This is a genomic window from Cedecea neteri, from assembly GCF_000758325.1.
Classification (GTDB): Bacteria; Pseudomonadota; Gammaproteobacteria; order Enterobacterales; family Enterobacteriaceae; genus Cedecea; species Cedecea neteri_B.
Window position 1 is genome coordinate 3452367 of the sequence record NZ_CP009459.1, and the last position, 21752, is coordinate 3474118.

The following is a 21752-nucleotide window of genomic DNA, read 5'->3' on the forward strand; positions in this document are numbered from 1 at the left end:
CGCCTGTCTTTAAGTATCACTATATTTGCTGCACTGACAACCTGATACTGAGTGCCGCGCCGCGGTAAGGAACCATGATGGAATTATTTTCAACCCAGCCAGGCGATGAAGGTTTACCCGGTCGCCAGCGCCTGATGGCAATGCTTGCCGTAATGACGACCGTGACGATGGCCGTATTCGATGGTTCGATGGTGAACATCGCGCTGCCGACTATCGCCAAAGCGCTCGGCGTGCCTGCGAGCGATGCCGTCTGGGTGGCTAATGGCTACCTGCTGGCCGCCGCCATGACGCTGGCGATTTTCGCCGCGCTGGCGACCCGACTGGGCTTCAGGCAAATATTTGTTTTCGGGCTGGGCCTGTTTACCCTGGCCTCTGCGGGCTGCGCGCTATCCTCGTCACTGAATATGCTCGTGATAATGCGGATCTTACAGGGAATCGGTGGCGCGGCGGTGCTGAGTATCTCTCCGGCAATCCTTCGTTCGGTATTCCCAAACCGCCTGCTCGGCAGGATCCTGGGGCTAAATGCCTTTCTCATCGCCACCAGCACGGCCATTGCTCCACTGCTTGGCGGGACGCTGCTCTCCACGCTGGGTTGGGAATGGCTGTTTGCCGTTAATATACCGCTAGGCATTGTGGCGCTTGTACTGAGCCTGCGCGTGCTGCCGGGTGTTGCAGTCGCCAATCCTAAACCCTTCGATTATGCAGGATCGCTTCTGTCTGCTTTGCTGTTGGGCTCGCTGATCATGGCCGCCGACAGCTTTACCAAAAGTGAAGGCATGATGTCGGCATTAACTTACAGCGTCATTGCATTGCTTTCCGGCGCTGCCTTTGTCTGGCGTGAACGTCGCGCCGCACAGCCCGTGCTACCGCTGACCTTGTTCGCTTCCTCACGGTTTTCGCTGGCGGCCATGACGTCGCTGGCCTCGTTCATCGGGCAAGGAATAACGTTTGTCGCTCTGCCGTTTTTATTCCAGAACGTTTATGGCTACAGCGCATTCGCTTCCGCCCTGCTCTTTACGCCCTGGCCCGTGGGGATCATGCTCGCAGCGCCGCGTGCCGGTCGACTTGCCGACAAGCATTCGCCTGCACTTATCGCCACCACAGGCTTAGGCGTGTTTACGGTTGGACTGGTGCTTTTAGCCCTGCTGCCGGCCCACGCACAGGCGTGGGATATCGGTTTACGTAGTCTGGTGTGCGGCATTGGCTTCGGTATTTTCCAGAGCCCCAACAACCGGGAAATGATGGCAAACGCCACGCGGGAAAACAGCGGTTATGCCTCAGGCATACTGGCCATTATGCGGACTTTCGGCCAATGCCTGGGCGCGGCGATCGTAGGTATTATTCTGGCCATTTACGGCAACGCCATATGGCAGGAGCCGCAGGCGATTCGACTCAGCCTTTGGGTTGCTGCAGGTGCAACGCTGCTAGCCATAAGCTTAAGTGGCCTGCGTACCAGGCAACCCAAACAGCAAAATATTTAGCTGAGAAAATGATCTTCAGCCAGGCTATAGAGGTCAATATCCCTCGAGGAAACACCATGAATCTGGATGCGAAAACCGACTTAACTCTGGAAAGAGTGATCGACACCCCCCGACAGCTTGTCTGGGAGTGCTGGACCCAACCACAGCATCTAAAACAGTTTTTTGTTCCCCGCCCCCATAGCGTATCGGCCTGTGAGATAGATCTTCGGGTTGGAGGGCGGTTTAATACCGTATTTAACATTGACGGGAACGAGATGCGCAACAATGGCGTCTGGCTGGATATCGTGGACGGGCACAAGCTGGTCTTTACCGACGCTTACAGCGAGGGCTGGAAGCCCGCAGAAAATCCGTTTATGACCGCTATCCTGCTGCTTGAAGACGTAGATAACGGGAAAACTCACTACACGGCCATCGCCCGGCACCGCACGCCAGAGGCCCGGCAAGCCCATGAAGATATGGGTTTCTTCACGGGCTGGAATATCGTTGTCGATCAGCTGGTTGAGTATGCAAAAGGCCTGAGGCGTTAACGTTGCAGGCTAGAGTGACCAGTCGCTATTTTGCAAAACAACCCGATAACCATCGGGATCGATAAAAGTAGCGCCCTTCACGTCCCAATAAGGGTTGAATGCAGACAGCCGGGTAAAACCGGCTGCTGCCATTCTGGCGCAGGAAACTTCCCATTCGATACGCTCGGGCAGATAAAGCACCAGTAAGTCATCTTCAGTAGGTCGTGGGGTAATAAGATGATGCTGGCAGACCGTAAACTCCAGATGCCAGCCCAGCGACGGACGCCCCAGCATCACGCCGCTGAAACCGTCATGACCGCTAAATTGCGCTATTTGCTGAAGACCGAGTCCCGCGCAGTACAGATCCCGGCTTCTTTCAAGACTGCTCACCGGACGGGCAATACGCATATGGCTGAAGTTCATCATTTTTTCCTGTGCTGATGTTCACTCAACCTTAAGGGTATTTTTTTCTCGTCATTTTCCTCAGCGTGCGGTTGCAGGCTACAAACTGTAGGCAGGTATTGGGCGGAGCGTCCCCGTCAGGCTGTCGAAGACCATGCGTTCTGCCGTGATAATTGCCATCCCGGCCTGCCTCAGTACGGAGATATCAGCGGCGATGCGCTGCAGCCCAAACCAAAACAGGCCATCCAGGGCATTGACCTGAAGCCCGCCTTCGAGGGCGATTTTCAGCCGCTCTCTCGGGTTTCTGACCTGCAGCGCGATCTGTTGATAGGCCGTCGCTGGCGTACCGCCCGGCTCAATTCTGCGTATACGGTTCGAAAAACGGTAGCGAAAGGCGTCAGGCACGGCGCTGAGATCGTCTTTGATGCTGTAAACTTCCCCACGTTTATTATCATTGATCGTCACGCTCTTCTGGCTGAGTTGAAGCTCAGCGCGCAGTTTGTCAATCAGCTGCGGCGCCCGCAGAAGCAGCAGCCGAAAAGGCAGTTCGAAGCTGGTCACGTAGTCCACGTTTAGCAACGCCAGGCGCAGGCGCTGTTCCGCATCCTGAGGCTCTCTCTGGAACTCCTCCTGGACTTCCTCCCACTGGCGGCTGAGGCGCGGTGACGCTTCTGTTTCGGTGAAACTGTACTTTTCAATCTGGTAATCGATGCGGTCGTTCATGCAGGCACCTTTCACATTGCAGGATCCAGTTCGCAAACCATCTCATAGCAGCGCAGCAGTGTGCCGCTTCGCGACATGGGATAAAGCCCCTCTTTCACTACGCGAAATCCCTGCGTCAGATAAAAGTCGCGGGCGTTTGGCGTGGAAGAAAGCGTCAGTCGGCTCATTCCCCTCGATCTGGCTTCCTGCTTGATGGCCTGAAGAATCTGTTTAGCCAGCCCCCGCCCAGTGTATGCTGGCAGGGTAAAAATGGCCTCAACCGAACCGTTTTTCAAATCCAAAAATCCCGTAGCCACCGGCTCGCCGTTTTCATTATCCGCGACAAAAAAGGGATTATTGATAATTTCATTTCGGTAACCCTCGGGCATCTCATCTGGCGTCCATGCGGTCAGCACATCCTCCGGATAAGTGTCCCGACAGCCAAAACGAATGGCCTCGTTTCTTATTGCCCACAGCGCCTGAGCTTCATTAAGCGTTGCTCGTCTGACCATCATGAAATGCTCCGTTACTTTAAGGAAAGTATGCCTGATGACTTAACGCAAAAAGGAATGTTACCCTTTGAAGAAAATAACATTTAATTAAGGACTGCTCGATGAAAAAAATATCTGCCCTGTCCGTTTCGCTGGCCCTGCTTTTTAGCGCTTCTGCCTTTGCCGCTGACGCTAAACTGCCTGCGCCAATTGAAGCCCTGGAAAAACAAGGCTTCGAACTGAAAGGGGAATTTAAAGCCCCGGGCGACCTGCAGGGCTACGCGATGCAGTATCAGGGGCAAGGCACAATCGTATACCTGACGCCGGATAAACAGCACGCCATTATGGGTAACCTAGTCGATGCCGAGGGAAAAAACCTGAGCGATGCGGAAGTCGAGAAATTTGTTTATGCGCCGATGGCCAAAGCCATGTGGCAAAACCTTGAGAAACACCGTTGGATCGCTGCCGGGAGCGAAAAAGCCCCGCGCATTGTCTACGTGTTTGCCGACCCGTACTGCCCGTATTGCACCCAGTTCTGGGAACAGGCTCAGCCCTGGCTGAAGTCGGGTAAAGTTCAGCTTCGCGTGCTGCTAGTCGGGATGCTGCGCCCGGACAGCGGGCAGAAAGCGGCCGCAATTCTGATGTCGAAAGATCCGGCCAAAACCCTCGCCGACTATGAAAACAGTAAAGGTAAGCTGGCGCTGCAAAAACCGGAGAAAATAGATCCGGTTATCGGTGAAGCCCTAAAAGATAACCTGACGCTGATGGACGACCTCGGCGGCAACGCCACGCCGTCAATTTATTATCTTAACGCCGAAGGCCGCCTGCAGCAGCATCAGGGCATGCCGGATGCCGAAACGCTGAAGACCATCCTCGGCGATCAATAACGTTATAGCCTCAGCAGCGGTTTGCGCTGGCGACCCGGTTCACGGAACAGCGCCAGCGCCTTGCGCCATTCCTCCAGAGCGAACACTGCCACATCGGGCTGCTGCGCTTGTAGCAGCAGTTCCCAGAGAGAGCTAAACCAGCCCTGCCACTCTTCAACCGGTGTCACCGCCAGCGTATCCCGCAGATGAAATCGCTGTGCGGTGACGTTTTTTCCGCGCGGAGAAAAGGCTTTGCCGCTCAGCAAACCGTAAGAAATCAACGCTCCATGCGGATTGAGATGATCGAGCATCAATGTGGCTAACTCACCGCCCACGGCGTCATACACAACATCAACTTTTCCAGTGGCTTCGGCGATTGCATGCTCGTCATCCCCGCTCAGCGGGATAATGCCCGACTTTAGCAGTGCCGGAAGATGCTGTGCCGAGCGGTAAACGCCATAAACTTCCGTGGCGCCCTGCCTTTTTGCCCACTGCGCCAGTAAACCAGCACACGTTGACCCTGCCGCCGTGACCAGCAAGCTTTTTCCCGCCACGGGCCACTTATTCAGCATTAACCAGGCCGCCAGAGGATTGATATACCCGCGCGCCGCAAGCTCATCCGGCACGCTGTCCGGCACGGGCACGGCCCACTGAATCGGGCAGTCAACCCATCGCTGCCAGGTGCCCTCGCCACGTAGAGGCAGCACACGCTTTCCAATCCACGCCAGAGAATCCGCCTGTTCGACAATGCCGACGCCTTCGTACCCCGCAATTCGCGGTGGAAATACCCGATGGCGGTAAGCCCCGGTTATCGGAATAAGATCTGAAGGATTAAGAGGCGCGTAGTGCATTCGCACCCGGAGCGTGCCGGGAATAAACGGCACGAGCGGTGTTTGTTCGAGGGTTAAGACGTGTTCAGGTTCACCAAACTGCCGGAACCAGAGGGCTGCGTTTTCCATACTCAATGCCTGCAACTGCCATATTGCAGGCACTATATCACGCCTGAATCAGCATAAAACACGTCAAATAAGTGACATTGTCACTTATTCCATTATAAATTACGGTAGTAGAACGTCGTGGAGCACGGACTGCCGTCCGGCATTAACGCATAATGCGGGAGATCCCCCACGCGCTGCCAGCCCATGCCCTGGTAGAATATCTCCGCATCGCTGCCGGTGGCCGTATCCAGTACCAGAACTGATTTTCCCTGCGTGGTAGCAACAGCTTCCAGATAAGCCATCAGGCGCTGGGCAATGCCTTTTCGCCGCGCCGCACGATGAACCAGAAGTTTAGCCACATCGGCCCGGTGCGGCTGATTTTCCGGCTGGCTGGTGATCAGCTGCACGGTTCCAACAATGCGCCCCTGCCCATCTTCCGCCACAATCAGCGTTCGTTCTCCCCGAGCCACGCTTTGGCCAACCTCTCCCCAAAACGCCGCGGCCTTTTCCGGCGCCAAAGGATGTAAAAAGCTGACCGAAGCCCCACCAGCGACACAATCAATCAGTACATCCGTTAATGATGCGGTTGCAGCAGCAAACTCACAGGCCTTCAGGGAACGAATACGATACTCGGGCACAGCGACTCCTGAATGTGGTTAAAAGTTATGTCGGAATATTACCGGACATAAGAATAGACCAGCTTACCCGGTAACTCAGGAACCCACTATTCAGAAAAGATATGGATGGGAGGTTTGGGGCGGCCGGGTTTTCTTTCCAGAAGAAAATGCCCCATTGCCACAGCGAATAAAAGCGCATCAGGGGAGATATCCACTCAGGGGATTAATTGCGTTCCACCATAAGGAATTATGATTGCTCTGGTCATCTATGGCTTTGCATCTCCGTTCCCTGGCCTCTCTGCCTCTGAGTATTTCGCCTGATACATCGCTCGGTCTGCCTCGGTAATGACATCCTCAAGGCTGGCATGCCGGGCGGGGTTATATTCAATACAGCCCCAACTAAAGGCAAGTGTCCAGGGGTTGCCTGCCTGCAGGTTAAAGTCGGTAACCTTGCCCTGCAGGTGTTGCATGGCGATAAATGCCCCTTCTTCATTAGTACCGTTAAAAAGCAGAACAAACTCATCACCTCCATGTCTGGCGATCAAATCAGTTTCACGGAAAGAAGCTCGCATAAGTTCTGAGAAGGCGATCAAAGCTCGATCGCCCTGCTCATGCCCAAAATTGTCGTTAATTTGCTTGAAGCGATCGAGATCGATAAATACGACAGAGAGCGGTTCAGCGCGACGATTTGCCCCGTTAACCGCGTATTGCCCAAGAAACATGAAGCCACGACGGTTAAACAGTCCGGTCAGCTCGTCGGTCATTACGGTATCCAGCATGGCAAACTCATCCTCAACGATCGCAGCAAGCTCCCGGAGCCCGGCGATTTGATGTTCAGTAAATACACGGGGTCGGATATCAACCACGCAAAGTGTGCCGGCGGTTGTACCGTCGGGTAGTTTTACCGGACACCCCGCATAAAACCTGACGTGAGGCTCGGCTAAGACCAACGGGTTATCGGAAAAACGAATATCGTTGAGCGTGTTATTCACTACCAGCGGAACATCCTGCAAAATCGTGTGGCTACAAAATGAAACTTGTCGAGGGATAACATCAACGTTGAGTCCATCCGCAGATTTTACTTGCAGCAAATCGTGATCTATCAAACAAATTAGTGAAATGGGGGCATCAAACAGTTTGCGGGCAAGACGGGTTAAGCGGTCAAACCGCTCACTGCGCCCGCTATGAAGCAGGCGTGATGCTCTGAGTGAACGTAAGCGACGTTCTTCATCGGGAGGGAAGCCAGGCTGCAGCATCTCATCACTCCTGTACACAGACGTAACATGCTCTTGCTTACAGTTTAGATGATCATTGCTCAGGCGGCGTAAATGCGGTTTTTCCCGGTACGTTTAGCGTTGTACAGTGCGTCATCCGCCGCTTTTAACCATTCTGCGGCATCCGGCATTTGTTTTGTCGCGCAGGCAATCCCGATACTCAGGGTGCAGAATGCATTCTTTTCAGGCAGGACCCGAACATTAATGGACTCCAGCAGGATCCGCTGGGCAATACCTTCGGCTTCTTCCAGGGAAGTATTTGGCATCAGAACCACAAACTCGTCCCCACCAAGGCGCGCTGGCGTGTCGCTGGAGCGAGTGACAATCCGCAGCACGTCGGAGACCGCCATCAGAATGGCGTCTCCCACTTTATGCCCAAAACGGTCGTTCACCTCTTTGAAATTGTCTATGTCGATAAACATCAGCGCCGAACTGCCGCAGGCAATGCGCAACCGCGCCAGCTCATTGCTGATTTTTCGCTCCAGCAGACGGCGATTGGCAATCCCCAGCAGGGGATCCATCATGGCAATATTTTCCAGCTCCCGGCTCTTTTCCCGCAGCTTCAGCGCTATCGAAGCCGTCAGCATACTTAGCGCGATGGTGTAAACGGCAATCAGCGGCAGCGTGGCGTACATTGTTCGGGCTGAAACCGCCGGGCTAAAAGGCATTCCGTGGCTTATCCAGGTCAGCCCAAACGCAAGCACGATTGCCAGCATCGCCCGTTTCATCAGCGGTTTTCCGCCGGCAGCCAGCCGATCGGAAACCAGAATGGTGACAATCACCACCGACGGCAGCGCGCTGAGCGATATCATGGCAATCCAGAAGCCGCCAGCGGCGGCGTCGATCACCAGGTTTTGTTTTTCACTCTTGACGGGAGAACTGGAAAAGCGCGCTTTTAACAGCGCCACGTGCGGCCAGACAAAAGCGTTAACGACCAAAAGCGCCACAACTGGCACAGAGGAGTGTTGCTCATTCAGTACCGAAAAGAGGGGCAAGAAGCACAGAAACGTCCCCAGCATACGCATGATATACATGCGATTAATGAAGCGAGAGCCGTGCGTTCTGGCATTTTTGTGAGGGTCGGGTGTACTCATAAATATCTCAGGCAAACGAACCAGCAACGACAAACTGCACGGGCATACTACGCGATAATAAAGGATTCAAAGTGAACATGGCTATTAAGAATCACTTATGTGCGACGCAGACAAGACTTCAGCATGAGCACTACTCGCACTGGTTTTATTACGCCCCTGCCGCTTCGACAAATACAAATACTTATCGGCCTCGGGAATAAGCTGATTAAAGGTGGCTTCCAGCGTGTTATTACCCAGCGCCGCCTCAGCCAGGCCAATGCTGACGGTGATAAACAGCGACTGTTCTTCGTAGTGAAACGTACTGACTTCAATCGTTTTGCGGATCTGCTCGGCAATCTCAAACCCCTGCTGGTTATCCCGAACCCGACAAACCACTACAAACTCTTCTCCGCCGATACGCGCCACCATTCCTCGCTCACCTACAGTGTCCAGCACTCTGCTGGCGAAAGAGGCCAGCACGGCATCCCCGCATTCGTGACCCCAGCTGTCATTGATCCGTTTGAAAAAATCAATATCCAGCAGCATCACGCACAGCAGCGGCTCTTGCGGGGTTGGTTGATGTCGCCCGCTGCGCTTGAGTGCTTCAAACAGCCCTGAGCGAGAGTAAACGCCCGTCAGGTAATCATAGTCCGCTCGCAGCGAAGTCTGCTTAATCAGCTGATTAATAGCATCCACGCTGATGGAAACAATCAGGGGGCAAATCGCGATAGTGGCAATGCCCAGACGCGCCGAGAACATCTGATCGACCAGCAACAGCGGCTGTTCGGAATGGAGATTAATTGCCGCATGGGCCACCAGCACAATTTCCACCCCGCCGGTGATAAGCGTCAGCAGCGCGGTGACCGGGAGGGGGTAACGAATGGCGCACCAGATAAGCGCGGGCAGCGGAAACGCCAGGCTGCCCGCCCCGCCGATAATCATTGCCGTGCAGACCGCAATCACCACGGAAAAAAACGGATACATGTCTGACGGCACAATACCGGTCAGTTTACGCCAGGAAGGCCAGCTCGCGGTCAGCAAACAGGGCAGCATCAGCACGCCGGTTGAAAACTGCTCGCTCACCCAGTCAGCATAAAGCGGCATAAACTTTTCATGGTAATCACCGCTTATCCCCAGCGATCCCACCGCGCCAAATAATGACGATAATATGGCGGCAATCAGCGAAAAGTTAAAAATATTAAACGCGTTTAGCGCCCAGTTGCTCTCATCCATATTGCGCGAATAGCGCAGCAATAAACGGGCCGCGGTGACAATAAACACCATGTTTGAAAAGTTGATGATCGTCGACTGCCAGCCCCACTGGGTGGTAAAGGCGTCGTAAACCAGCATTGCCGCGTAGCAAATAAAATAATAAATGGCTTTGTTCAGCCACGGATTACGCACGAATATGGCGGCCAGCACCGCATTAAGCGGCCAGAATAAGGAAAGATCGTTAACCAGCCGCAGCGAAGCGCCAAAGAAGTAAAATAGCGTGGTAAGCGCAAAAACACTGATCGCATTTAACAGCATTTTATCGGGGGAAAAGAATGAAAACTTAGGTCGATTAACCATGCTATCCTGGTTCATATCTATTCATCACCGCTGAAAATAAATAGCGCCATCAGGTGATTGCGAAAATAAGCATTAGCTTAGCATGTTTGCCCCGCTAACAATCCAGGGCATTGAGAGAAAGAAGAAAATTCACTCAACTCGCCAGCGTTCCGCATGAACTATTAGCCATAAGTTAAATTTTTGCCACCTTCTCCGTCTCCTTTTGTCAACGGCAGGCTTTGTGGCTAAAAATTCAGACTTATTGCCGGGGAATAATTAGCAGCCTCAGGTTTAACCGATGTTTAACATGGTTGCCTTATAGTCCATAAAAGTAGGATTTCCCGGAGCTGAAATGCGTAAAACACCCTGGGCGGAACGACTCATCATTACCGCCATAATGCTGGCCGTGTTGGCCACCGTTAGCCTGGTTGGCGTGCTATGGCTGCGCATACCGGGATTATTACTGCTGTAATATCCGCATCGATTAAAAAATAGAGCGCCCGATGCGCTGAGAGAGAATTTCCAGCGCGGCCGTCCCGGCCAGTGAGTTACCGGAAGCATCCAGCTCCGGGCACCATACGGCAATAGACATTTCATTCGGTACGTTGGCGATAATCCCGCCGCCCACGCCAGATTTCCCCGGTAACCCCACGCGATAGGCAAATTCTCCCGCGCCGTCATACATACCGCTGGTGATCATCAGCGCATTAATCTGCCGCGCGTGCTGAGCGGAAATCACCGGTTCAGCAATGTGCAGAGCCCGTCCCTGATTGGCGAGAAATAAAAACGTTTTGGCTAACTCCAGGCAACTCATTTCCAGCGCGCAGTAATGGAAATAGGTTTGCAGCACCGTAATGACATCATTCTCAAAGTTACCAAATGACTTCATCAGCCAGGCAATCGCGGCATTACGTGCCGAATGCTCAAATTCAGAACGCGCCACGCGCGTGTTGTAGATTAAATCTTCGGCGCCGGAGAGCGCACGCACGACTTCCAGCATACGCTGTTTGGGCGCGCTAAGGCGGGTTTGCAGCATGTCGCACACCACCAGCGCCCCGGCATTAATAAACGGATTGCGGGGTTTGCCCTGCTCAAGCTCAAGCTGCAAAAGGGAATTAAACGGCTGGCCGGACGGCTCTTTGCCGACGCGCTGCCAGATTTCATCCTCTTCGTAGCGCCCCATCGCCAGCGTCAGGCTCAGCACTTTAGAGATCGACTGAATAGAAAAGCGCTCTGCCGCATCTCCCGCGCTGAAGAACTCTCCGTCCACGGTACAAATAGCAATCCCGAGCTTATTGCCGGAAACCTCTTCCAGCGCCGGAATATAATTCGCGACCTTCCCTTTACCCAGCAAAGGGCGAACCTGGTCGAGGATCTCTTCCAGTAACTGATTGTTTAATTGAACCGGCACCGTGTGCTCCTGAGGCATATGTTAAGCGGCGAAAGTATACCAGAGCCACAGGCCGATAATAAAACGAACTCAGGCGGTCATTTGAAAGCGAGCTACTGCTTTTTCAAGACGTTGAGACTCATCCAGCAAACGTTTAGAGGTGTTAGCCGAGGCCTTAATCAGCAACCCGGTCTGACTCACCGCCTGGTTAAGGGTGGTGATCCGCGTGGTGACATGATGCACGCTGGTACCCTGGTCAACGGAAGCGCTGGAAATTTCATTCAGCAGCCCGCTCAGGCGGGTTACCAGGGCAATCACATTTTTCAACTGCGTCTCCAGCTCTGAGACGGCTTCGCTGCCTTGCTCAATGCCCTGCAGCGAGTTATTGATCAGCGACTGAATATTTCTGGTCGACTGGCTGCTCTGTTTAGCCAGCAGGCCAACTTCACGCGCCACCACGGCGAACCCGCGCCCCTGGTTGCCCGCATGGGCCGCTTCAATGGCGGCGTTTAGCGCCAGGATATTAGTCTGGAAAGCTACGTTATCAATCATCGCCACAATGCCGCGCATCTCAGAGGATCGGGTCACAATATCCTGCATCGACGCATTCACCGTGTGCATCATCTGGTCGCCGCCGGCCACCATTTCGCGTGCTTCGTCCGCGCGCAGGTTCGCCTGAATAGCGTACTGGCTGTTTTCCTGCACGCGGGATTCCAGCTCGGTGATATGCTGCGTGACTTTCTCCAGCTCCTGCTCCTGCTGTGAAGAGTGGCTAGACAGCTCGTGATTCCCTTCCGCAAGCTGGCCAATATTGCTTAACAGGATGGCCGAGGATTCCCGCACCTCAAGCACCAGTTGCTGAATGCCCTGCTGCATTTCCAGCACGCTGCCGTGCAGCTGTTTCACCTCACGGTTGACCAGTTTTCGCTCAGCGGGGAGCCGCGACAGATCGCCGGCGGCCAGAATATGTAAATGTTCGATAAGGCTGCGCAGCGGGCGAATCACCCAGCGAGCCACGCCCAGCCAGACCGCAATAGCCACGACCAGCAATATACCCAGCGCGATAATAAACAGCGTTTGCGCCTGGCTCAGGCTGGCCAGCAACGTGTGGCTGGCCACAGCCGTTTGCTTCTCGCCTTCGGTTTGATAGCGCGCGTACTGCTCGTTGAAATCAGACTGGAAAGCCTGAATCGGCACTTCAAAGAACGCATCGATGGAGGCCTTCTTTTGCATCCCTTCCAGCTGTTCTTTTAGTCCGCCGAAGAACAGCTGATAGCTGTTGGCCAGGCTCTCGCTGCCCGCCGGATGAAGCTGTTGCCAGGCGGCAAAACTCTGCTGCGAAACTTTCAGGGCGGCGTCGGCCTCATCCACCAGGCTGTTCCAACTGCCGACCGACCCGGTCTCTTTGTCCTGCATGAAGTAAACGCCCGCCCGGTTCAGCAGGTCACTGGTCATCAGCAGCGAGGTTCTCGCCTTCTCCATGACCACCTGTTGCTGATGAAGCTGGTTATTTTCGAGGACGCTCTGGCGGGTTTCATGCAGGATGTTGGACAGGGACACGGTGGAGAGAATTTGTAGCACGGAAAAGAGTGCGATAACGCCAACCACCCCGCTCAGCAGCCCGAACTCGCGAGGGCGGCGGGCAACCAGCCTGAAGGGATTTAAACGGCGAAAAATTTGACTTATGCTCATGATTTTCTTCAGTAACACAACGATGCCGCGAGTGTACTGAGCGAAAATGACAGAATTATTTCATTCTCATGACAAACAAGGCCACCTTCACGGCGGCCTTACTTTTTACTGATTTCGCGGGCATAAACCAGCACAACGTCTGCTCTTACCGGGGATAACAAGCATTATTCCTCCCCGGCAAACCGACGTCAGGGGGGCTAAACTAGCGCCGGTCTTTCCACACGGTCTGGATGTTACAGAACTCATGCAGCCCGAAGTGCGAAAGTTCGCGGCCAAACCCGCTCTTTTTCACCCCGCCAAACGCCACGCGCGGATCGCTGGCGCTATACCCGTTGATAAACACCCCGCCGCATTCAAGGCGTGCCGCCATCTCCAGCGCCAGCGGCTCATTGGCGGTATATACCGTCGCGGAGAGGCCATAATCGCTGTCGTTTGCCAGTTCAAGGGCATGCTCGCTGTCGCGGGCGACGGTAATTGCGGCCACCGGGCCGAATAATTCCTGACGGAACGCGGTCATCTCTGGCGTGACATTAGTGAGCACGGTCGGCGCATAGTAGTTGCCCTCTCCAGGTAATTTATCCCCGCCGATCAGAAGTTTTGCGCCCTGCTTAAGTGACGTTGTCACTTGTTCGTGCAGCTCATCACGCAGATCGTAGCGCGCCATCGGCCCAATGCGATTAGCCTCTTCCTGCGGCGTACCAACCTCATAGTTTTTCAACTCGGCAATAAAGCGGTCGGTAAAGGCTTCGGCAATCCCGGCTTCAACGATAAAGCGTTTCGCGGCGGCACAAACCTGCCCGGTGTTCTGGAAGCGCCCGGCCACCGCGGCCTTCACGGCTTCGTCGAGATCGGCATCATTCAGTACGATAAACGGATCGGAGCCGCCCAGCTCCAGCACGCATTTTTTCAGCGCGGCACCTGCCTGGGCACCAATCGCAGCACCTGCTCGGCCGCTGCCGGTCACGGTAACGGCGGCCACGCGCGGGTCGTTAATCGCCTGGCTGACCCCTTCCGGCGTCACGTTAAGCAGTTCGAACAGTGAAGGCACAAAGCCTGCGTCAACAAACATCTGCCGAATGAGTTCGGCGCAGCCCATCACGTTTGGTGCGTGTTTCAGAATATAGCTGTTCCCGGCCAGCAAAATCGGCACCGCCCCGCGCAGTACCTGCCACAGCGGGAAGTTCCACGGCATTACTGCCAGGATCGGCCCCAGAGGACGGTATTCAATGACCGCCTTATTGTTTTCAACCTGGGTCGCTTCTGCCCCCAGCATCGCCGGTCCGTGCCCGGCATACCAGTCGCACAGGTTAGCGGACTTCGCCACCTCAGCGCGGGCCTGCAAAATAGGCTTGCCCATTTCGGCGGTGATCATTTGTGCCATCGCTTCGCCATGTTTACGCACCGCCACGCCCAAATCACGCAGCTTCTGCCCACGCTCGTTGATCGGGGTAACGCGCCAGGCGTTAAAAGCCTGCTGGTTACGGGCCAGCGCGGCATCAATCTGCGCAGCGTTCTCGAAAGGATAAACCGCAATACGCTCACCGGTAGCGGGATTGCGTGAAATGGCGTGGGTTTGTCCGGTTACTGATTGCATGGTGGTGCCTCGACAGGTGAATGAGATGTTAACAGTAGCCTTGAGGCGCGAAGTTTAAAAATGAATAATACTAAGCAAACCCTTCACGATTTGAGAAAGCTATGGATCTCACTCAGCTGGAAATGTTTAATGCCGTCGCGGAAACCGGCAGCATCAGCGCCGCCGCACAGCAGGTACACCGCGTCCCGTCGAATCTCACGACCCGCATCAAGCAGCTGGAAGCCGATTTAGGCGTGGCGCTGTTCATCCGCGAAAACCAGCGCCTGAAGCTCTCCCCGTCCGGCCACAGCTTCCTGGCCTACAGCAAGCGCATCCTGGCGCTGGTGGATGAAGCGCGCATGGTGGTGTCCGGCGATGAACCTCAGGGTCCGCTGGCGCTGGGCTCGTTAGAAAGTACGGCGGCGGTACGCATTCCTGGCGTGCTGGCAAACTTTAACCAGCGTTACCCGAAAATCCATCTTTCTCTCACCACCGGACCTTCCGGCGACCAGATTGACGGCGTACTCGAAGGCCGCCTCGCCGCCGCCTTTGTTGATGGCCCGGTGCTGCATCCTTCCCTCGAAGGCGTGGCAGTCTATCGCGAAGAAATGACTATAGTCGCGCCAGCGGATCACGCCCCAATCCACAGCGGCGCCGACGTTAACGGCGAAAGTATTTACGCCTTCCGGGCAAACTGCTCCTACCGTCGTCACTTTGAGGGCTGGTTCCACGACAGTCAGGCCATGCCGGGCAAGATCCACGAAATGGAGTCTTACCACGGAATGCTGGCCTGCGTGGTTGCTGGCGCAGGGCTGGCGCTGATGCCAAGAAGTATGCTGGAGAGTATGCCTGGCAGCCATCAGGTGAGCACCTGGCCGCTGCCGGACGATAAGCGCTATCTGGACACCTGGCTGCTGTGGCGCAGAGACGCCAAAACCCGCCAGCTGGACGCTTTTATCTCGCTGCTGGAACTGCCTTCGCAGGTGCCTTAACTAAGCCTTGAGATCGCCATACTTATAAGCGGCGGTGACCCCGCCGTCGATCAGGATATCGCTCCCGCTGATATAGGTGCCGTTGGGGCCAAAGAGAAACTCCGCCAGCGCGCCAATTTCGTCCGGTGTGCCGCCTCTGCCTGCTGGCGACTTCGCCAGCATATTCCAGTAGAACTCCCCGCGTTCGGCGCTGTTCAGTTCGTCATAGGCCAAAGGGGTATACACGATCCCGGCGCTGATGCAGTTGATTCGCGCGCCTCGCCGCCCCCATTTTACCGCCTCGGCCATCACCCGCAGCGCATTGCCTCGTTTTGACAGCTGATACGCATACAGGCTGTCATCAATAGCTTTGACTCGCGGTAGTTCCAGCAGTTGTTCCGGCGGTAACGTGGCTAGCTCGTCGGCCTCGGTCTGCGTCAGCGCGTCCACATCCAGCCGGTGGCTGGACTGCGAGCCAATCACCACCCCGGAACCTCCCGCGCCGATAACCTGCCCGAACGCCTCAAACACCACCGCCGTACCGTAGAGATCGACGCGGAGAATATCCTGAGCGGCAGCCTGGGAAGGTGAAAGCCCGGCGGTGTGGATCACGCCCTTCACTTCTCCGTGGCCACAGGCCAGGTCCACCAGCTTTTGAATCGATTCCCGCGAGCGAACATCAACCGCGGTGGTGCTGACCCGGAAACCCGCCTGCTGCAATGTTTTCTGCGCGATCGCGCTATTTTCCGGCGTAATATCGGCCAGCAGAATATGTTTGCCGGTGCCGACGCGGCGGGCAATCGCCTGAGCAATCGACCCGCTGCCGATAACAACAATAACGTCCTGGGAAGAAGGCATGTTTTTCTCCTGAATTGTGGAATGCAATAAGGCTAGCACGGCCGGACTCATCAATAATCGACTCCGACGTGCTAGCCTTTATGAACTGCATTCATTAATCCCGGTGAATTTTGCCCGGCAGTTAGCGCAGCAGCACTTTCCCCACCAGATAGGTCACGGCCTTGCCGCCAATCAATACCCGTTCACCCTTATACTGGCAGCGCAGGTCACCGCCGCGATAAGAGACCTGCCGCGCCAGCAGATGCGTTTTATTCAGCTTATCCGCCCAGTAAGGGATCAGCATGCTGTGAGCGGAGCCTGTGACGGGATCTTCCGGCACCGATTCCCCCGGGCAAAAGAAGCGGCTGACAAAGTCATACTCACCTTCGCCCGGCGCGGTGATACAGACCATTTTTTCCAGCGGGATCATGGCGTTGATATCGGGCTGAATCGCCTCAACCTGGGCCTGACTTTCCAGTACCACCATATAATCACGCCCGACGCGCACCTCTTTGCACTCGCTGATGCCCAGCGTCGCCAGCAACTCGGGCAGCGGCGTAATCTCCTGCGTTTCCCAGGCCGGGAAATCCAGCGTCAGCCACTCGCCGTTACGCGTCACGGTCAGCGGGCCAACAAAACGCGTGCTGAAATGGATCGTCGCCTCGGGGTAATCCAGATGCTCGAAAATAACGTGCGAAGCCGCCAGCGTGGCGTGCCCGCAAAGGTTGATCTCCCCCTGGGTCGTGAACCAGCGCAGCTCGAAGCCCTCATCCGTGTTCACAAAAAAAGCCGTTTCCGACTGATTATGCTGCTGTGACATTTTCAGCAGCGTTTCGTCCGGCAGCCATTCGCTAAGCGGGCAAACCGCTGCCGCGTTGCCGCCAAACGTCGTGTCTGCAAAGGCGTCTACCATATAAAAGTCAATTGCTTGCATTGGCGTTACTCCTGCTTTTCATTGTTATTTTCTTCATCTCTACCATGACATAGTCGCCCAGGCTGCGCTGCTTTTTTTCTACCGAACCCAGCCGTAAGCCTCAAATGAGACGTAAATCACAAAATGGGTTGTATCGTCGATCTGATGGTTTTATGATCGCGCCATTCCTACCCCTTATTTACCTGCACAATCCCTTATGACAATTGCTACCGTTTCGCGCAAAACGGCGTGGCTGCGGGTCGTCACTCTCGCCGTCGCCGCCTTTATTTTTAACACCACCGAATTTGTGCCCGTCGGCCTGCTGTCCGACATCGCGCAAAGCTTTGGCATGGAAACCGCGCAGGTCGGGATCATGCTGACTATCTACGCCTGGGTGGTAGCCCTGATGTCGCTGCCCTTTATGCTGATGACCAGCCAGGTTGAGCGCCGTCGCCTGCTGATTAGTATCTTCCTGCTGTTTATTGCCAGCCACGTGCTGTCGTTCCTCGCCTGGAATTTCACCGTGCTGGTTATCAGTCGCATCGGGATTGCTTTCGCCCACGCTATTTTCTGGTCGATTACCGCTTCCCTGGCCATTCGCATGGCGCCGGCGGGCAAAAAAGCTCAGGCGTTAAGCCTGCTCGCCACCGGCACGGCGCTGGCGATGGTGCTGGGTTTACCTATCGGGCGTATCGTCGGGCAGTATTTCGGCTGGCGTACCACCTTCTTCGTTATTGGCGTCGTGGCAGCCATCACGCTGTTCTGCCTGATAAAACTTCTGCCCAAACTGCCAAGCGAACATTCTGGCTCGTTGTCCAGCGTGCCCAAACTGTTCCGCCGCCCGGCGCTGGTCAATATCTATGCCTTGATCGCGGTGGTGGTTACCGCGCATTACACCGCCTACAGCTACATTGAACCTTTCGTCCAGCAGATAGCCGGGCTTAGCGCTAACTTTGCCACCCTGCTTTTACTGCTGTTTGGCGGCGCGGGCATCATCGGCAGCGTGCTGTTTGGCAAATGGGGGAATAAATACGCTTCGGGGCTGGTGTCCGGCGCGATTGCGCTGATGGCCGCTTGCCTAGTCCTCCTGCTGCCCGCCGCGCAAAGCGAACTCACCCTTGCCGGACTCAGCCTGTTCTGGGGCATTTCAATCATGATCGTAGCCCTGGGAATGCAGGTTAAAGTCCTGGCCCTGGCGCCGGATGCCACCGACGTGGCGATGTCGCTGTTCTCCGGGATCTTTAATATCGGCATTGGCGCGGGCGCGCTGGTGGGGAACCAGGTCAGCCTGCATATTTCCATGTCAGATATCGGCTTTATCGGTGCGATTCCGGCGCTTATCGCGCTGGTCTGGTCCATTGTGGTGTTCCGCCGCTGGCCGGTGGCTCTGGAAGAACAGCCCCAGGCCACGCATTAACAAAAATGCCCTCATCACGAGGGCATTTTTCTTTCCGGCACGCTCAAATCAGGCGGGATAAGTTTTAATAATTTCCAGCACGCCGTTAATAATAAACTGCACGCCCATACACACCAGCAGGAAGCCCATCAGGCGGGAAATCGCTTCAATACCACTTTTGCCCACCATACGCATAATCGCGCCAGAACTGCGCAGGCTGGCCCAAAGAATCACGCCCACTGCCAGGAAAATCAGCGGCGGCGCAACGGTTATGACCCAGCTCGGGAAGTCGGAGCCCGCCCGCACGGTAGACGCGGAGCTGATGATCATCGCGATGGTGCCCGGCCCTGCCGTGCTCGGCATCGCCAGCGGCACAAAAGCGATATTGGCTTCCGGCTCTTCGCTTAACTCTTCCGACTTGCTTCTCGCCTCGGGGGATTCATGCGCTTTCTGCTGCGGGAACAGCATACGGAAGCCGATAAAGGCGACGATCAAGCCCCCGGCGATACGCAGCCCGGGAATCGAAATCCCGAAGGTGTTCATCACCACCTGCCCGGCGTAATACGCCACCATCATGATGGCAAACACATTCACCGAAGCCATGAGTGCCGTGCGGTCACGCTGCCGGCTGTTCATGTCCCCGGAAAGCCCAAGGAACAGCGCCACGGTGGTGAGCGGGTTCGCCAGCGGCAGCAGTACCACAAGGCCAAGGCCGATGGCCCTGAGTAAATCCATCATATTTTTATCCTTTTTTTGTCCTTTATTGAGCAGCTATAGCGCAGGTTAGACTATAGCAGCCCGCAGTTTACTGACCGCTGTTGAAGCGTTTTAGCTATTCGTGGCATCGGCTGAATCATCACGTTGACTTATACTTGCCTCGGCAATAGTATCTGCCGTGACTAATCTACTTGCCTGGGCAAACATAGTGAAAAGCACCTGTGATCTGTTTAACGAAATGATCCCCCTCGGGCGATTGATCCACATGGTGAATCAGCATAAAGATCGCCTGTTAAACGATTCACTCTCCCCGCTGGATATCACCGCGACCCAGTTTAAGGTGCTGTGCTCCATTCACTATGAAGTGTGTATTACCCCAGTCGAGCTGAAAAAAGTGCTTTCCGTTGACCTCGGTGCGTTAACCCGAATGCTGGACCGCCTGCTGTGCAAAGGCTGGGTCGAGCGTTTGCCGAACCCCAACGATAAGCGCGGCGTTCTCATCAGGCTGACGCCAGAAGGCGTGGCGCTGTGTGAAGAATGCCGAAACCTGGTGGGGCTTAGCCTCCATAAAGAACTCACTAAAAACCTGACGGACGACGAAGTCGATACGCTTTATCGCCTGTTGAAAAAGGTATTGCCGTAAACCTGCAAAGAGGTGAAACGATGTCCAGACGCAACAATGATGCGGTCACAATTCAAAGCATTTTGGGGTGGATTGAAGAGAACCTGGAAACCCCGCTCTCGCTGGAGAAGGTTTCTCAGCGTTCAGGCTACTCCAAGTGGCATCTGCAGCGGATGTTTAAAAAAGAAACCGGCCACTCAATGGGCCAGTACATCCGTAACCGTAAGCTGACAGAAATCGCGCTGAAGCTTAAAGAGAGCAACGAACCGATCCTTTATCTGGCCGAGCGCTACGGTTTTGAATCGCAGCAGACCTTAACCCGCACCTTTAAGAACTACTTCTCGGTGCCGCCGCACAAGTACCGCGTAACCCGTCTCGCTGGCGAAGGCAAATATCTGCACCCGTACAACCAGTATTGCAGTTTGTGTAACTAACGCATCACCGTCTGTTTTGCAGACGTAACCGAGGAAATATGAAAGTCATCTCCGCAGCCGCGCTCCTTCTGGCGCTGGCATCAACTAACGCTCTTGCGGAGCAATCCGGCAGCTTCAACGCCACTCAGGCTAACTACGGCAACATGATAACCTGCTCCGGCAGTCAACTGCCTAAAGGCCCGCAGCAAACGGCGGCTGAACGTTCAGAAGAGCTGGGTTCACCGTACTACCACGGTCATTCGCGTTCGTAAGATAAAGGCTGACCCGCCCGATGCTGGGCGGGTGCCGCGAATATCAGGATGAAGCCCGCTTCACCGACCGGCCAAAACGCAGACCAAAGACGTTAATATACAGCCCGCCCATAATCAGCACTGCTCCCAGCAACTGCATTACCGTCAGCTTTTCACCGAGCAGCAACGCCGCGCTGGCCATACCCACCACAGGTACCAGCAGCGACAGCGGCGCCACGCGCCAGGTTTCATAGCGCCCCAGCAGCGTGCCCCAGATACCGTAGCCCACAATGGTGGAGATAAACGCCAGATAGATCAGCGACAGAATAGTCGTCATATCGATGTTCACCAGACTTTGCAGCATCGTTGCCGGGCCGTCCAGCAGCCAGCTTGCCGCAAAGAACGGCAGCACCGGGATAAGCGCACTCCAGACAATCAGCGACATGATCGCCGGGCGTTGCTCATGCTGCATGATCATCTTGTTAAAGATATTGCCGAACGCCCAGCTCATACCTGCCGCCAGGGTCAGCATAAAGCCGAGCAGCGCGACATGCTGGCCTTCGAAACTGCCCTCAATCAGCACCAGCACGCCGAAGACCGCCAGGGTGATCCCGGCCAGTTGCTTAGCCTGCAGGCGCTCGCCAAAGAAAAACGTTCCCAGAATGATGGTGAAAAACGCCTGAGACTGCAGCACCAGCGAAGCCAGCCCGGCGGGCATCCCAAACTTGATCGCAGTAAACAGGAAGGCAAACTGCCCGAAGCTGATGGTCAGCGCATAGGCTGCCAGCAGCCGGAACGGCAGCTTTGGCCGGGCCACAAACAGCAGCGCCGGAAACGCCACCAGCAAAAAGCGCAGCCCCGCCAGCATCAGCGGCGGCATATTATGTAGTCCCAGCTTAATCACTACAAAATTCACACCCCAAATCACCACCACCAGTAACGCCAGCAGTCCATCTTTACGCGTCATTATTCCACCCCTGTATTTATTATCGATTTGTAAAAAAATAAACCTTATCCCCTTAAGCAAACAGATACAGATCCCACTTTTTGTCAGGAGTACAGATGTGTTGTATCGT

Annotated in this window: 23 protein-coding genes; 8 read left to right on the plus strand and 15 right to left on the minus strand. The window is 55.1% G+C overall.

Going from position 1 to position 21752, the window contains the following annotated elements; genetic code table 11:
- Positions 1–77: 77 nt before the first annotated feature.
- On the plus strand, positions 78–1481 hold the full coding sequence (locus LH86_RS16185; protein WP_039303394.1) for an MFS transporter: 1404 nt from the start codon (positions 78–80) through the stop codon (positions 1479–1481).
- A 56-nt stretch (positions 1482–1537) separates the two neighbouring features.
- Complete coding sequence (locus LH86_RS16190) at positions 1538–2008, plus strand: SRPBCC family protein (RefSeq protein WP_039303397.1); 471 nt, start codon at positions 1538–1540, stop codon at positions 2006–2008.
- A 9-nt stretch (positions 2009–2017) separates the two neighbouring features.
- Here LH86_RS16190 and LH86_RS16195 read toward each other — a convergent pair whose 3' ends face one another.
- The 3 genes from LH86_RS16195 to LH86_RS16205 form a co-directional block, all read right to left on the minus strand.
- Positions 2018–2410 carry a VOC family protein gene (locus LH86_RS16195; RefSeq protein ID WP_039303400.1) on the minus strand — a complete coding sequence of 131 codons (393 nt, stop codon included), beginning with the start codon at positions 2408–2410 and terminating at the stop codon, positions 2018–2020.
- 78 nt (positions 2411–2488) lie between these two features.
- Complete coding sequence (locus LH86_RS16200; RefSeq protein WP_039303405.1) at positions 2489–3112, minus strand: hypothetical protein; 624 nt, start codon at positions 3110–3112, stop codon at positions 2489–2491.
- Positions 3113–3123: 11 nt separating this feature from the next.
- The gene (locus LH86_RS16205) at positions 3124–3606 is read right to left on the minus strand and encodes a GNAT family N-acetyltransferase (RefSeq protein WP_039303407.1); all 483 of its coding nucleotides are present in this window, start codon (positions 3604–3606) and stop codon (positions 3124–3126) included.
- A 98-nt stretch (positions 3607–3704) separates the two neighbouring features.
- Here LH86_RS16205 and dsbG point away from each other — a divergent pair, with 98 nt between their 5' ends.
- Complete coding sequence (dsbG, locus tag LH86_RS16210) at positions 3705–4469, plus strand: thiol:disulfide interchange protein DsbG (RefSeq protein WP_039303410.1); 765 nt, start codon at positions 3705–3707, stop codon at positions 4467–4469.
- Between the two features lie 2 nt (positions 4470–4471).
- Here the strand turns inward: dsbG and LH86_RS16215 are convergent, their stop codons facing one another.
- The 8 genes from LH86_RS16215 to LH86_RS16250 all read right to left on the minus strand — a co-directional run bounded on the left by LH86_RS16215 (position 4472) and on the right by LH86_RS16250 (position 14577).
- Positions 4472–5407 carry a zinc-dependent alcohol dehydrogenase family protein gene (locus LH86_RS16215; protein ID WP_039303413.1) on the minus strand — a complete coding sequence of 312 codons (936 nt, stop codon included), beginning with the start codon at positions 5405–5407 and terminating at the stop codon, positions 4472–4474.
- Between the two features lie 92 nt (positions 5408–5499).
- Positions 5500–6024, minus strand: a complete 525-nt coding sequence (locus LH86_RS16220) for a GNAT family N-acetyltransferase (protein WP_039303416.1) — start codon at positions 6022–6024, stop codon at positions 5500–5502.
- Positions 6025–6269: 245 nt separating this feature from the next.
- Positions 6270–7259: a sensor domain-containing diguanylate cyclase gene (locus LH86_RS16225; RefSeq protein WP_039303419.1), complete on the minus strand. Its 990-nt coding sequence runs from the start codon at positions 7257–7259 to the stop codon at positions 6270–6272.
- 59 nt (positions 7260–7318) lie between these two features.
- Positions 7319–8371 carry a diguanylate cyclase gene (locus tag LH86_RS16230; RefSeq protein ID WP_197061685.1) on the minus strand — a complete coding sequence of 351 codons (1053 nt, stop codon included), beginning with the start codon at positions 8369–8371 and terminating at the stop codon, positions 7319–7321.
- Positions 8372–8455: 84 nt separating this feature from the next.
- Entirely contained in the window at positions 8456–9937 is a 1482-nt protein-coding gene (locus LH86_RS16235) for a GGDEF domain-containing protein (protein ID WP_081943024.1), read from the minus strand.
- Between the two features lie 448 nt (positions 9938–10385).
- Positions 10386–11312 carry a glutaminase B gene (gene glsB / locus LH86_RS16240; protein ID WP_156107033.1) on the minus strand — a complete coding sequence of 309 codons (927 nt, stop codon included), beginning with the start codon at positions 11310–11312 and terminating at the stop codon, positions 10386–10388.
- A 69-nt stretch (positions 11313–11381) separates the two neighbouring features.
- On the minus strand, positions 11382–12983 hold the full coding sequence (locus LH86_RS16245) for a methyl-accepting chemotaxis protein (RefSeq protein ID WP_039303431.1): 1602 nt from the start codon (positions 12981–12983) through the stop codon (positions 11382–11384).
- A 202-nt stretch (positions 12984–13185) separates the two neighbouring features.
- Positions 13186–14577 (minus strand): aldehyde dehydrogenase family protein, encoded by a 1392-nt coding sequence (locus LH86_RS16250; protein ID WP_039303433.1) that lies wholly within the window; start codon positions 14575–14577, stop codon positions 13186–13188.
- A 101-nt stretch (positions 14578–14678) separates the two neighbouring features.
- Between LH86_RS16250 and ptrR the strand changes: the two genes are divergently transcribed.
- Positions 14679–15548, plus strand: coding sequence for a putrescine utilization regulator PtrR (gene ptrR, locus LH86_RS16255; protein ID WP_039303436.1), 870 nt, complete (start codon positions 14679–14681; stop codon positions 15546–15548).
- Here ptrR and LH86_RS16260 read toward each other — a convergent pair whose 3' ends face one another.
- A complete protein-coding gene (locus tag LH86_RS16260) occupies positions 15549–16385 on the minus strand; it encodes an SDR family oxidoreductase (RefSeq protein ID WP_039303440.1) in 837 nt (278 codons plus the stop codon).
- Positions 16386–16506: 121 nt separating this feature from the next.
- Positions 16507–17298, minus strand: a complete 792-nt coding sequence (locus LH86_RS16265; RefSeq protein ID WP_039303443.1) for a PhzF family phenazine biosynthesis protein — start codon at positions 17296–17298, stop codon at positions 16507–16509.
- A 196-nt stretch (positions 17299–17494) separates the two neighbouring features.
- On the opposite strand from LH86_RS16265, the gene LH86_RS16270 reads away from it, so the two are divergent.
- Positions 17495–18694 carry a sugar transporter gene (locus tag LH86_RS16270; RefSeq protein WP_039303445.1) on the plus strand — a complete coding sequence of 400 codons (1200 nt, stop codon included), beginning with the start codon at positions 17495–17497 and terminating at the stop codon, positions 18692–18694.
- Positions 18695–18742: 48 nt separating this feature from the next.
- On the opposite strand, the gene LH86_RS16275 is transcribed toward LH86_RS16270, so the two are convergent.
- Positions 18743–19411 (minus strand): MarC family NAAT transporter, encoded by a 669-nt coding sequence (locus LH86_RS16275; protein ID WP_039303448.1) that lies wholly within the window; start codon positions 19409–19411, stop codon positions 18743–18745.
- A 187-nt stretch (positions 19412–19598) separates the two neighbouring features.
- Here LH86_RS16275 and marR point away from each other — a divergent pair, with 187 nt between their 5' ends.
- From marR to marB, 3 genes are read left to right on the plus strand one after another with little or no spacing between them, the layout of a single operon-like run.
- Positions 19599–20033, plus strand: coding sequence for a multiple antibiotic resistance transcriptional regulator MarR (gene marR, locus LH86_RS16280; RefSeq protein ID WP_008459031.1), 435 nt, complete (start codon positions 19599–19601; stop codon positions 20031–20033).
- A gap of 20 nt (positions 20034–20053) precedes the next feature.
- Entirely contained in the window at positions 20054–20446 is a 393-nt protein-coding gene (gene marA / locus LH86_RS16285; RefSeq protein WP_008459033.1) for an MDR efflux pump AcrAB transcriptional activator MarA, read from the plus strand.
- 38 nt (positions 20447–20484) lie between these two features.
- Positions 20485–20697, plus strand: a complete 213-nt coding sequence (gene marB / locus LH86_RS16290) for a multiple antibiotic resistance regulatory protein MarB (RefSeq protein WP_039303451.1) — start codon at positions 20485–20487, stop codon at positions 20695–20697.
- A gap of 43 nt (positions 20698–20740) precedes the next feature.
- Here the strand turns inward: marB and eamA are convergent, their stop codons facing one another.
- Positions 20741–21643 (minus strand): O-acetylserine/cysteine exporter, encoded by a 903-nt coding sequence (gene eamA, locus LH86_RS16295; protein WP_039303452.1) that lies wholly within the window; start codon positions 21641–21643, stop codon positions 20741–20743.
- Between the last annotated feature and the right edge of the window lie 109 nt (positions 21644–21752).